Raw genomic sequence first — 11,966 nt, forward strand, 5'->3', positions numbered from 1 at the left:
ACCCGGTGTCGGACACCGCGAAGGATGACCGGTCCGACCCGGTGAGCCTCCCCGACGACGCCCTGTGGCCCATCCTCGCCGCGATCGTCACCGTGATGGTGCTGTCGCTGCTGCGGCCGCGGGAGCTGCTGGTGCTCCCGGCATGGGTGCTGCCCGCCGGCGAGGTGATCCTGATCTTCGCGGTGGCCGCCAACCGACCACGACGGCTGAGCCGGCGAGCCGGCCTGCTGCGCGGCCTGGCGATGGGGATCGTCGCCGTCCTGGTGGCGGACGCGCTGCTGGCGACCGGCCTGCTGGTGACGGCACTCATCGAGGGCGGCCAGGCGACCAACTCCGCGACGGAGCTGCTCACCGCGGGAGGCATCGTCTGGTTGACCAACGTGGTGGCCTTCGCGCTGCTGTACTGGCTCGTCGACGGGGGCGGGGAGCTCGCGCGTGCCCGCGGCGGGTCCGGGCCCGTCGACCTGGCCTTCCCGCAGCAGCTGAACCCCGAGCTGGCGCCGCGGGGGTGGCGACCGAGGTTCATCGACTACCTCTACCTCGGGCTCACCACCTCGATGGCCTTCAGCCCCACGGACGTCATGCCGTTCGCGCCCTGGGCCAAGGCCGCGATGGGCCTGCAGTCGAGCATCTCGCTCGCCGTCCTCGGCCTGGTCGTCGCCCGCGCCGTGAACGTGCTGTCGTGAGCCCCGCGGGCTACTGGGTGACGCGGTAGGCGTCGAAGACGCCGTCGACGGAGCGGACGGCCTTGAGCACGTGGCCGAGGTGCTTGGGGTCGGCCATCTCGAAGGTGAACCGGGACTTGGCGATCCGGTCGCGGGAGGTGTTCAGTGACGCGGCGAGGATGTTCACGTGCACGTCGGAGAGCACCTTGGTGATGTCCGAGAGCAGCCGGGCCCGGTCGAGGGCCTCGACCTGGATGTTGACCAGGAACATCGACTGCGCGGTCGGCGCCCACTCGACGTCGACGAGCCGCTCGGGCTGGGCGTTGAGGCTGGAGGCGTTGGTGCAGTCGGCGCGGTGGATCGAGACGCCGGCGCCGCGCGTGACGAAGCCGAGGATGTCGTCGCCGGGCACCGGGGTGCAGCACTTCGCGAGCTTGACCCACACGTCGGAGAGGCCCTTGACGATGACGCCGGCGTCGCCGCCGGAGCCGGCCTTGGCCCGCGAGCGGGCGCTGGTGATCTGGACGCCCTCGGCGAGGTCCTCGGCCGCGCCCTCCTCGCCGCCGAACAGGTCGATGACCCGGCGGACGACGGTCTGCGCGCCGAGGTTGCCCTCACCGACGGCGGCGTACAGCGCGGACACGTCCGCGAGGCGGAGCTCGGCGGCGACCGTGCCGAGCGACTCGTGAGTCAGCACGCGCTTGAGCGGCATGCCCTCCTTGCGCATGAGCCGGGCGATCTGGTCCTTGCCCTGCTCGATGGCCTCCTCGCGGCGCTCCTTGGTGAACCACTGCCGGATCTTGTTGCGCGCCCGTGGGGACTTCACGAAGCCGAGCCAGTCGCGGCTCGGGCCGGCGTTGGGAGCCTTGGAGGTGAACACCTCGACCACGTCGCCGTTGTCGAGCTTGGACTCCAGGGGTACCAGCCGACCGTTGACCCGGGCGCCGATCGTGCGGTGCCCGACCTCGGTGTGGATGGCGTAGGCGAAGTCGACGGAGGTCGACCCGGTCGGCAGGGCGATCACGTCGCCGCGCGGGGTGAAGACGTAGACCTCGGCCGAGTTGATCTCGAAGCGGAGCGACTCGAGGAACTCCCCCGGGTCCTCGGTCTCGTGCTGCCAGTCGAGCAGCTGGCGGACCCAGGCCATGTCGGCGTTGGAGGTGTCCGGCGTCTCGCGGCTGTCGGTGGCGGCGGAGAACGACTCCTTGTACTTCCAGTGCGCCGCGACGCCGTACTCCGCGCGGCGGTGCATCGAGAAGGTGCGGATCTGCAGCTCGACCGGCTTGCCCTGGATCCCGATGACCGTCGTGTGCAGCGACTGGTACATGTTGAACTTCGGCATCGCGACGTAGTCCTTGAACCGGCCGGGCACGGGGTTCCAGCGGCTGTGCAGCACACCCAGGACGGCGTAGCAGTCGCGGTCGGAGTCGACGAGGATCCGGATGCCGACGAGGTCGTAGATGTCGGAGAACTCGCGGCCCCGGACGATCATCTTCTGGTAGATCGAGTAGTAGTGCTTGGGCCGCCCGGTCACGACCGCCTTGATCTTGGCGTCGCGCAGGTCGCCCTCGACCTGCTCGATGACCTGGGCCAGGAACGAGTCGCGCGAGGGCGCCCGCTCGGCGACGAGCCGGACGATCTCGTCGTACATCTTCGGGTGCAGGGTCGCGAAGGCGAGGTCCTCGAGCTCCCACTTGAGGGTGTTCATGCCCAGTCGGTGGGCCAGTGGCGCGAAGATCTCGAGCGTCTCGCGGGCGATCCGCTCCTGCTTCTCCTGCTTGAGGTAGCGCAGCGTGCGCATGTTGTGCAGCCGGTCGGCGAGCTTGATGACGAGCACCCGGATGTCGCGGCTCATCGCCACGATCATCTTGCGGATGGTCTCGGCCTGGGCGCTGTCGCCGTACTTGACCTTGTCGAGCTTGGTGACGCCGTCGACGAGCGCCGCGACCTCGTCGCCGAAGTCGCGGCGGAGCTCGTCGAGGGTGTACGGCGTGTCCTCGACCGTGTCGTGGAGCAGCGCCGCGACGAGCGTCGGCTCGGTCATGCCGATGTCGGCGAGGATCGTGGCCACCGCGAGCGGGTGCGTGATGTAGGGGTCGCCGGACTTGCGGGTCTGCGAGGCGTGGTGCTTCTCGGCCGTGATGTACGCCCGCTCGAGCAGGGCCAGGTCGGCCTTGGGGTGGCTGGCGCGGACGGCGCGGAAGAGCGGCTCGAGGACCGGGTTGCCGGGCTGGTTCTTGGTCGCCATGCGGGCCAGGCGGGCGCGCATGCGCCGCCCGGACGGCGGTCCGCTGGGGACCGGGCTCTCGGTCTGTTCCTGCTGCTGGGCAGGCTGCTCCTGCTGGTCCTCGGGCTCGACCGAGGACTGCACCACGCCGCTCTTCTCGGTGATGGCTGCCCTCCTCCCGCCGGCCGGAACCTCCAGTCTAGGGGGGAGGTCCAGCCGGTCAGACCGTCTTGAGACTGTGCAGCGGAAGATCGCCCACGGCGGCGCGTCCGGGGAGGAACGACAGCTCCATGAGTACGGCGAGCGCGGTGACCGTCGCGCCGCACCGCTCGACCAGCTCCCGGGTCGCCGCGGCGGTGCCACCGGTGGCGAGCACGTCGTCGACGAGCAGCACCCGCTCGCCGTCGTCGAAGGCGTCCTGGTGCACCTCGAGCGTCGCCTCGCCGTACTCCAGCGCGTAGGAGACGGCGTGAGTCGGCCCGGGCAGCTTGCCGGCCTTGCGGACCGGGACGAACCCGGCGCCGAGGGCCAGCGCGACCGGCGCGGCGAGGATGAAGCCGCGCGCCTCCATCCCGACGACCTTGTCGACGACCGGGGCGCCGTGCTCGTCGCGGCCGACGTCGGCCAGCGCCTGCACGACGGTGGTGAACGCGTCGTGGTCGGCGAGCAGCGGCGTGATGTCCTTGAACACCACGCCCGGCTCCGGGAAATCGGGCACGTCGCGGATCAGCCGGTCGAGGTGCGCCCCGACGTCGGTCATCCCTCGGGTCACTTCTTGCCGCGCTGGGAGCGGGGCTTCCGCTCGGGCTGCGCCCGCTTCGACGACGCCGACGGGCTCACCGGCCGGCCAGCGGGGCGCTCCCCCGCGGTGTAGCGGCTGCGGTTGGGCTGGGTCTGCCCGACGCCGCGCTCGGTGTCGCTGCCCGGGCCGTCGACGTCGTCGGGGACCGGCCGCGTCGAGCGCTCGCCCGGCTCGTCGTACACCGGCATGTCCTCGGTGAAGGTCGGCACGGCCGCGTAGCGGTCCGCCTCCTTGCGCTTGTTGTGCCGGATCGCGCGGGCGTCGCCGGCCTTGACGCCCGGCTCCATCTCCTTGAGCTGGACGACCAGCGGCGTCGCGATGAACACCGAGGAGTAGAGACCCGCCGCCATGCCGACGAACAGCGCGAGGGCGAGGTCCTTGAGCGCACCGGAACCGAGGGTCACCACACCGACGTAGAGCAGCGCGCCCACGGGGAGCAGCGCCACGATCGAGGTGTTGATCGACCGGACCAGCGTCTGGTTGACCGCCAGGTTGGCCGCCTGCGCGTAGGTCTGGTGCGTCCGCGCGAGGTTCTTGGTGTTCTCACGCACCTTGTCGAACACGACGACCGTGTCGTAGAGCGAGAAACCGAGGATGGTCAGGATGCCCGTGACGGTCGCCGGGGTGACCTCGAAGCCCGAGAGTGCGTAGACGCCGACGGTGATGATCACGTCGTGGAACAACGCGACCAGACCACCGACCGACATCTTCCACTCGCGGAAGTACGCCCAGATGAAGAGCACCACGAGGACGAGGAAGACACCGAGGCCGAGCAGCGCCCGGTCGGCGACCGCGGCGCCCCAGGTCGCGCCGATGGCGTCCTGGCTGATGTCGTCGGCGGTGACGCCGGCGGCCTCCTGGATCGACCGGTTGATGACCGTGGCCTGGTCGTTGGTGAGCGGCTCGGTCTGCACGCGGATGTTGCTGTCGCCGGAGGTGTTCGCGACCGGCGACGCGGCCGCGGGGATCCCCTCGTCCTCGGCGGTCTGGGCGACGGCCTCGCGGATCGTCGCGGCGAGGTCGTCGCTGACCCGGCTGCTCGAGACGGTGACGCGGTACTCGACGCCGCCCTCGAACTCGATGCCGAGGTTGAGGCCCTTCCAGAACAGGCCACTGAGTGCGACGGCGACGATGGCCGCCGAGATGAGGTACCAGAGGCGGCGCTTGCCGACGAAGTCGATCGAGACGGACCCGTCGTACAGGTGCTGACCGAGGCGGGACATCTTGCCCATCAGGCGTTACCTCCTGCGGCCGACGTGCGCGGCTTGGCGCCGGCGATGTAGTCGATGCCGATCGTCTCCGGTGACAGGCCGGACCACTTGTGGCCGGAGTTGAAGAAGGTGAACTTCGCCAGCCACGTCACCATCGGCTTGGTGAAGAGGAAGAACACCGCGAGGTCGATCAGGGTCGTGATGCCAAGTGCGAACGCGAAGCCCTTCACGACGCCGATCGCGAAGATGTAGAGCACGACCGCCGCGAGCAGCGACACCGCGTCGGCCGCCAGGCAGGTGGCCCGGGCGCGGACCCAGCCGACCTCGACGGCGACGCGCATGGACTTGCCCTCGCGCATCTCGTCCCGGATGCGTTCGAAGTAGACGATGAACGAGTCGGCGGTGATGCCGACACCCACGATCAGTCCGGCGATGCCCGGCAGGGTGAGCGTGAAGTTCACCGCCTGGCTCATCGCCAGGATCACCCCGAACGTCACGATCGCGGCGACGCCCAGCGACGCGACGACCACGATGCCGAGGCCGCGGTAGTAGAGCATGCAGTAGATCAGCACCAGGCCGAGGCCGATCGCGCCCGCGAGCAGACCGGCGGAGAGCTGGTCGGCCGCGAGGGTCGGGCCCTCCTCGGTCACGGCGGGTGCGGTGAACGTCAGCGGCAGCGCGCCGTACTTGAGGCTGTTGGCCAGCGACTGCGCGGACTCCTGGTTGAAGTCACCGGAGATCTCGGCGCGGCCGTTGGGGATCACGCCGTTGACGACCGGGGCGCTGAGCACCTTGCCGTCGAGCACGATCGCGAACTGCTTCTGCTGCCCGGTGAGCGGGCTGCTGGCGTTGACGATCTGGCGGGTGACGTTGGCGAAGGTCTCGCGGGCGGTCTTGTCGAAGGTCAGGTTGACAACCCACTGCACCTGCTGCTGCGGGATGCCGGCCTCGGCGCCGGTGAGCTGGGTGCCCTGGATCATCGAGGCGGAGAGGAGGTACTTGTTGCCGTCCTCGTCACAGGCGATGAGCGGCTGGTCCCTCTGGTCCGGCATCGGCTTGTCGTCGCAGGAGAACGTGCTGAACTTCTGGATCCACTCGTCGCCCGGGTTGTCCTGCCACTTCAGCGGCTGGTCCACCGGCGCGCCCTCCGGCGTGGTGCCGGGCAGGCCCTCCTGCGGCGCGGGCTCCGCGGACGGCGACGGCTGGTCGGAGGCGTTGCCGCCCTTGCCGCCCTTGCCGTCGTTCTTCTTGCCGTCCTTCTTGCTGCCGGCCTTCTGGTCGGCGGCGACGAGGCCGCTCGACAGTGCCCGGTTGCGGGGCGACGCCCCGTCGGAGGGCTTCTTGGTCGGCTTCGGGCTCGGGCTGCCGCTGGGCTGCTCGCTCGGGCTGCCGCTGGGCTGCTCGCTCGGCTTGGGCTGGGCCTGACCCGGTGCGGCGAGCGCAACGAGGCGGAAGCGCAGCTGAGCGGTCTGCGACACGTCGTCCACGAGGTCGGTACGGCGCTCGCCGGGGATCTCGACCACGATGTTGCGGTTGCCCTGGACCGCCACCTCGGCCTCGGCCACACCCTGGCCGTTGACCCGCTGGTCGATGATCCCGCGGGCCTCCTCCATCTTCTCCGGGGTGATCTCGTCGCCGGTGGCCGTGCTGGCCTCAAGCGTGATCCGGGTGCCGCCCTGGAGGTCGAGGCCCAGCTTGGGGGCCCAGACGCCCTGGAGTGCGATTCCGCCGTACATCGCCGCGATCAGGATCGCGAACACGATGAGCCGGCGCCCTGGGCGGGACGCGTTCTTCGCCACTGCAAATGCTCCTTGATGCTGACGCGGCCGGGTGCGGCCGGGCGCCTAGCGGTCTTGGTCCGCCGGGGGGGCGTCGTCGTCGGTGCGCTCGATCTCGGGCGCGCTGTCCTCCGGCTCGGGCGCCGGCTCGACGACGCGCACGACGGCCTGCTTGGCCACCTTGATCGACGTGCCCGGGGCCACCTGGACCTCGAAGGTGTCGTCTCCGACGCCGACCACCGTGCCGTAGATGCCCGACCCGAGCATCACCTCCGCCCCGACCTCGGCGCTGGCCTGAGTGGCCGCGAGGCGCTTCTGCTGGTTGCGGGCGGGCCGCACGACCAGGAACCAGAAGACCACGACGATCAGGACGAACGGGAGGATGGACTCCCAACCACTCACGGAACTCTCCTAGCGATGGCGTTGCACGCGGGCATGTCACGGACCCGCGGTCCCCGAGAGGCGGGCCGGGCCGACAGAGGAGTCTAACCGTCTCGGTGTGACGGCTACGACACGGGCGGAGTCCCGCGGGTCACGATCAGGCAACTCCCGGACGGGCCCGGGAGTTCCGCCGGACGGGTCCGGACAGGGCCAGCCGGGGTCAGTCGGTGTCGAACAGCGACGCGTCGGCGTACGGCGAGCCGCCGTCGGGCGGCGGGGTGAGCCCGAGGTGCTGCCAGGCCGCCGGGGTCGCGACCCGGCCCCGGGGGGTGCGGGCGAGGAAGCCGGAGCGCACCAGGAACGGCTCGGCGACCTCCTCCACGGTCTCCCGCTCCTCGCCGACGGCCACCGCGAGGGTGCTGACCCCGACCGGTCCCCCGCCGAACCGGCGGCACAGCGCGTCGAGCACGGCCCGGTCGAGGCGGTCGAGCCCGGACTGGTCGACCTCGTAGAGGTCGAGCGCGCGGTGCGCGATGTCGAGGGTGACGACCCCGTCGGCGCGGACCTGGGCGTAGTCGCGGACCCGGCGGAGCAGCCGGTTGGCGATGCGGGGCGTGCCACGCGAGCGGGAGGCGATCTCACCGGCGCCCTCGTCGGTGAGGTGCACGTCGAGCAGGCCGGCCGAGCGGCGCACGATCAGCTCGAGCTCCGCGGGCTCGTAGAACTCCAGGTGGGCGGTGAAGCCGAACCGGTCGCGCAACGGACCGGGCAGCAGGCCGGCCCGGGTGGTCGCGCCCACGAGGGTGAACGGCGGGATCTCGAGCGGGATCGCGGTCGCGCCGGGCCCCTTGCCGATGACGACGTCGACCCGGAAGTCCTCCATCGCCATGTAGAGCATCTCCTCGGCGGGGCGCGACATCCGGTGGATCTCGTCGACGAAGAGGACGTCGCCGTCGTTCATCCCGGAGAGGATCGCGGCGAGGTCGCCGGCGTGGGTGATCGCCGGGCCCGAGGTGAGCCGCAGCGGGCTCTGCATCTCGGCGGCGATGATCATCGCCAGCGTGGTCTTGCCGAGGCCGGGCGGCCCGGAGAGCAGCACATGGTCGGGGGCGCGGCCGCGTCCGCGCGCGGCCTCGAGGACCAGCGCGAGCTGCTCGCGGACGCGCTCCTGACCGACGACCTCGGCGAGCGTGCGGGGACGGAGCGCCGCCTCGACGGCGCGCTCGTCCCCCTCGGCCTCGGCGGCCACCAGGGCGCGCGACTCGGCATAGGCGATCTCGGCCGCCTCGAGGTCTTCGGGGCTGGTCACGGTCAGGCCTTGCTCAGCGTGCGGAGGGCCGCGCGGAGCAGCGCCGCGACGTCGGGCGCTCCGGAGCCGTCGGCAGCCTGCGGCGCGACGGCGTCGACGGCCTTGTCGGCCTCCTTGGCCGACCAGCCGAGCCCGACGAGGCCCGCGTGGACCTGACCCCGCCAGGCGTCGTCAGCCACGGGAGCGCCGTTGACGCGCTGCGGCGCGACGCCGGTGGGGACGCCGATGCGGTCCTTGAGCTCGAGGATGATCCGCTGGGCACCCTTCTGGCCGATGCCGGGCACGGTGGTCAGCGTCTTGACGTCCTCGCTGGTGACGGCCCGACGGAGCTCGTCGGGGCTGTGCACGGCGAGCATCGCCTGGGCCAGCTTGGGCCCGACGCCGCTGGCTGTCTGCAGCAGCTCGAACACCGACTTCTCGTCGTCGTCGACGAACCCGAACAAGGTCAGCGACTCCTCGCGCACCACCATGCTCGTGGGCAGTGTGGCCTTCTCCCCCACGCGCAGCGTCGCGAGGGTGTGCGGGGTGCAGTGCAGCTCGAGCCCCACGCCGCCGACCTGGAGGACGGCGGAGGTGAGGGTGAGCGCGGCCACCTCGCCGCTGACGAACGCGATCACGGGCGGGTCCTTCCGGTGCCGGCCGCGGCCAGCGCGGCGTCGATGCGGGACTGGGCGCCCCCGCGCCAGATGTGGCAGATCGCCAGGGCCAGCGCGTCGGCGGCGTCGGCCGGCTTGGGGGTCTCGGTCAGCCTGAGCAGCCGGGTCACCATGGCGCCGACCTGGGCCTTGTCGGCCCGTCCGCTGCCGCTCACGGCGGCCTTGACCTCGCTCGGCGTGTGCAGGGCGACGGGCAGGCCGCGCCGGGCGGCCGCGACCAGCGCGATCCCGGAGGCCTGCGCCGTACCCATCACGGTGCGGACGTTGTGCTGGCTGAACACCCGCTCGACCGCGACGGCGTCGGGCCGGTGCTCGTCGAGCCAGGCCTCGATGCCCTGCTCGATCGCCACCAGGCGCTGCGCGAGGGGCGCGTCGGCGGGCGTGCGCACGACCCCGACGCCCACGAGGGACAGCGGGCGGCCCACGGAGCCCTCGACCACGCCGAGGCCGCAGCGGGTCAGACCCGGGTCGATCCCGAGCACGCGCATGCCGCCACCTCTCGTCGACAGTCCCGTCCGAACGTGTGTTCGGACGAGGCTATCCGGCGAGGGGCCACCAGCTCCGCCCCGTGGGCGGCGTGTCGCCGCGAAAGTGACTCGTCGGGTGAGCCCTCAGGCGTCGAGCGTGGCCATCACGTCGTCGGAGACGTCGAAGTTGGCGTAGACGTTCTGCACGTCGTCGAGGTCCTCGAGCGCCTCGACGAGCCGGAACACCTTGCCCGCGCCGTCGGCGTCGAGCTCGACGTTCATCGACGGGACGAACGACGCCTCGGCGGAGTCGTAGTCGACGCCGGCCGCCTGGAGTGCCGTGCGCACGGCTACGAGGTCGGTCGCCTCGCTGATCACCTCGAAGGACTCGCCGAGGTCGTTGACCTCCTCGGCCCCCGCGTCGAGGGTGGCCTCGAGGACGTCGTCCTCGCCGACCTCCTTGCCCTCCTGCGCCTTCGGGACGATCACGACGCCCTTGCGGTTGAAGAGGTAGGACACCGAGCCGGGGTCGGCGAGCGACCCGCCGTTGCGGCTGGTGGCGGTGCGGACCTCCATCGCGGCGCGGTTCCTGTTGTCGGTGAGGCACTCGATGAGCATCGCGACGCCGTTGGGGCCGTAGCCCTCGTACATGATCGTCTGGTAGTCGGCCCCGCCGGCCTCGGCGCCTGAGCCGCGCTTGACCGCCCGGTCGATGTTGTCGTTGGGGACCGACGTCTTCTTGGCCTTCTGGATGGCGTCGTACAGCGTGGGGTTGCCGGCGGGATCGCCACCGCCCTGCCTCGCCGCGACCTCGATGTTCTTGATCAGCTTGGCGAAGAGCTTGCCGCGCCGGGCGTCGATCACGGCCTTCTTGTGCTTCGTGGTCGCCCATTTGGAGTGGCCGGACATGACTGTGCCTCTACTTCCGCTTGCTGGACTGCTCCCGGGCCGCCCGGACCATGTCGACGAACAGGCCGTGGATCCGGTGGTCCCCGGTGATCTCGGGGTGGAACGACGTGGCGAGCAGGCTCCCCTGCCGAACCGCGACGATCCTACCCACGGCCTCCGGACGCACCCCGCCGCGCACGCCCGCGACGCGGGCCACGACCTCGACCGACTGGCCGACCTTCTCCACCCACGGCGCGCGGATGAACATGGCGTGGAACTTGGCGTCGAAGCCGGCCACGTCGAGGTCCGCCTCGAACGAGTCGACCTGCCGGCCGAAGGCGTTGCGCCGCACCACCACGTCGATCCCGCCGACCGTCTCCTGGCCGGTGACGCCGCCCTCGATGTGCTCGGCGAGCATGATCATGCCCGCGCAGGTGCCGAACGCCGGGAGTCCGCCGCCGTGCACCGCCTCGCGCAGCGGGTCGAGGATCTCGAAGGTCCGGGCGAGCTTGGACATGGTCGTCGACTCGCCGCCGGGGATGACGATCCCGTCGACCTCGGCCAGCTCCGTCGGACGCCGTACGGCGAGCGTGCGGGCGCCCGAGCGCTCCAGCATCGCCTGGTGCTCGCGCACGTCGCCCTGCAGCGCCAGCACCCCTACGAGCGGGGTCTCGGTCATGACGCCAGCCGCTTGTGCCAGTGCGCGTCGACCTCGATGCGGCCCTCGTCGAAGTGGGCGGCGAGGCCGTGCTTCTCGAGGATGCCGATCACCGCGTCGAGCAGCGCGTCGCCGGGAGCGGCGTTGGCGGTGTCGCCGTGCCAGAGGTTGACCTCGAGCATCCCCTCGTCGACGGCGTGCCAGACGTCGGACGGCGTGAACCAGGCGATGCCACGCGGCGGCGAGCCGGCGGCCGCGCGCTCGTCGAGCACCGCCTTGGCCGACCAGTGGTCGTCGCAGCCCTGCAGGACGACGACGTCGAGCAGCTCGATCTCGGCGAACGCGGACTGGAGCCGCTCGTAGTCGGTCGCCTCGGGCCAGCCCTGCTGGTCGGCGCGGAGCTCCTCGCGGGCCTCGTCGACCCAGGCGGCGGCGAGGTCGGTCGACTCCGCGGCACGGGCAGGCAGCTCGACCTCGATGGCCTGGCGCACCTCGTCGCGGACGGCGTCCGTGTCGAGCAGACCGGCGCGCACGCTGGCGCGCGCGAACTCGCGGACGTGCTGCTCGGCGAGAGCCTGGTCAGCCATGGGTGCGCCCGCTCACCAGCCGCGTTCGGCCAGCCGGTGCGGCTCCGGGATCTCCTCGACGTTGATCCCCACCATCGCCTCGCCCAGACCGCGGGAGACCTTGGCGACCACATCGGGGTCGTCGAAGAACGTGGTGGCCTTGACGATCGCCTCGGCCCGCTGCGCCGGGTTGCCGGACTTGAAGATCCCGGACCCGACGAACACACCCTCCGCACCGAGCTGCATCATCATCGCCGCGTCCGCCGGAGTCGCGATCCCGCCGGCGGTGAACAGCACCACCGGCAGCTTCCCGGACTCGGCGACCTCCTTGACCAGCACGTACGGCGCCTGCAGCTCC

At 71.3% G+C, this 11,966-nt stretch carries 13 protein-coding genes; 1 reads left to right on the top strand and 12 read right to left on the bottom strand.

What is annotated here, in order from left to right; genetic code table 11:
• Positions 1 to 686 (top strand): hypothetical protein (locus ETU37_RS14480; protein WP_206053950.1); only part of this gene is annotated, 686 nt, incomplete at its 5' end.
• 10 nt (positions 687 to 696) lie between these two features.
• Here ETU37_RS14480 and ETU37_RS14485 read toward each other — a convergent pair.
• The 12 genes from ETU37_RS14485 to ETU37_RS14540 all read right to left on the bottom strand — a co-directional run.
• A complete protein-coding gene (locus ETU37_RS14485; RefSeq protein WP_129988075.1) occupies positions 697 to 2,934 on the bottom strand; it encodes a RelA/SpoT family protein in 2,238 nt (745 codons plus the stop codon).
• A 178-nt stretch (positions 2,935 to 3,112) separates the two neighbouring features.
• Positions 3,113 to 3,652, bottom strand: coding sequence for an adenine phosphoribosyltransferase (locus ETU37_RS14490; RefSeq protein ID WP_129988066.1), 540 nt, complete (start codon positions 3,650 to 3,652; stop codon positions 3,113 to 3,115).
• 8 nt (positions 3,653 to 3,660) lie between these two features.
• On the bottom strand, positions 3,661 to 4,926 hold the full coding sequence (gene secF / locus ETU37_RS14495; protein ID WP_129988067.1) for a protein translocase subunit SecF: 1,266 nt from the start codon (positions 4,924 to 4,926) through the stop codon (positions 3,661 to 3,663).
• Positions 4,926 to 6,704 carry a protein translocase subunit SecD gene (gene secD / locus ETU37_RS14500; RefSeq protein ID WP_129988068.1) on the bottom strand — a complete coding sequence of 593 codons (1,779 nt, stop codon included), beginning with the start codon at positions 6,702 to 6,704 and terminating at the stop codon, positions 4,926 to 4,928. Before secD ends, secF begins: the two co-directional genes overlap by 1 nt.
• A 45-nt stretch (positions 6,705 to 6,749) precedes the next feature.
• A complete protein-coding gene (gene yajC, locus ETU37_RS14505) occupies positions 6,750 to 7,085 on the bottom strand; it encodes a preprotein translocase subunit YajC (RefSeq protein WP_129988069.1) in 336 nt (111 codons plus the stop codon).
• A 199-nt stretch (positions 7,086 to 7,284) separates the two neighbouring features.
• Positions 7,285 to 8,316, bottom strand: coding sequence for a Holliday junction branch migration DNA helicase RuvB (ruvB, locus tag ETU37_RS14510; RefSeq protein ID WP_420819111.1), 1,032 nt, complete (start codon positions 8,314 to 8,316; stop codon positions 7,285 to 7,287).
• A 59-nt stretch (positions 8,317 to 8,375) separates the two neighbouring features.
• Positions 8,376 to 8,990 (bottom strand): Holliday junction branch migration protein RuvA, encoded by a 615-nt coding sequence (gene ruvA / locus ETU37_RS14515; RefSeq protein WP_129988070.1) that lies wholly within the window; start codon positions 8,988 to 8,990, stop codon positions 8,376 to 8,378.
• Positions 8,987 to 9,517: a crossover junction endodeoxyribonuclease RuvC gene (ruvC, locus tag ETU37_RS14520; RefSeq protein ID WP_129988071.1), complete on the bottom strand. Its 531-nt coding sequence runs from the start codon at positions 9,515 to 9,517 to the stop codon at positions 8,987 to 8,989. Before ruvC ends, ruvA begins: the two co-directional genes overlap by 4 nt.
• 123 nt (positions 9,518 to 9,640) lie before the next feature.
• On the bottom strand, positions 9,641 to 10,405 hold the full coding sequence (locus ETU37_RS14525; protein WP_129988072.1) for a YebC/PmpR family DNA-binding transcriptional regulator: 765 nt from the start codon (positions 10,403 to 10,405) through the stop codon (positions 9,641 to 9,643).
• Positions 10,406 to 10,415: 10 nt separating this feature from the next.
• Positions 10,416 to 11,063 carry a pyridoxal 5'-phosphate synthase glutaminase subunit PdxT gene (gene pdxT, locus ETU37_RS14530; protein WP_129988073.1) on the bottom strand — a complete coding sequence of 216 codons (648 nt, stop codon included), beginning with the start codon at positions 11,061 to 11,063 and terminating at the stop codon, positions 10,416 to 10,418.
• The gene (locus ETU37_RS14535; protein WP_129988074.1) at positions 11,060 to 11,629 is read right to left on the bottom strand and encodes a DUF6891 domain-containing protein; all 570 of its coding nucleotides are present in this window, start codon (positions 11,627 to 11,629) and stop codon (positions 11,060 to 11,062) included. The genes pdxT and ETU37_RS14535 overlap by 4 nt, the downstream gene beginning before the upstream one ends.
• Positions 11,630 to 11,641: 12 nt before the next feature.
• The coding region (locus tag ETU37_RS14540) for a beta/alpha barrel domain-containing protein (protein ID WP_476703573.1) at positions 11,642 to 11,966 on the bottom strand (325 nt) is incomplete at its 5' end.

Origin of the sequence: Nocardioides iriomotensis (genome assembly GCF_004168035.1) — a bacterium.
GTDB lineage: Bacteria > Actinomycetota > Actinomycetes > Propionibacteriales > Nocardioidaceae > Nocardioides_B > Nocardioides_B iriomotensis.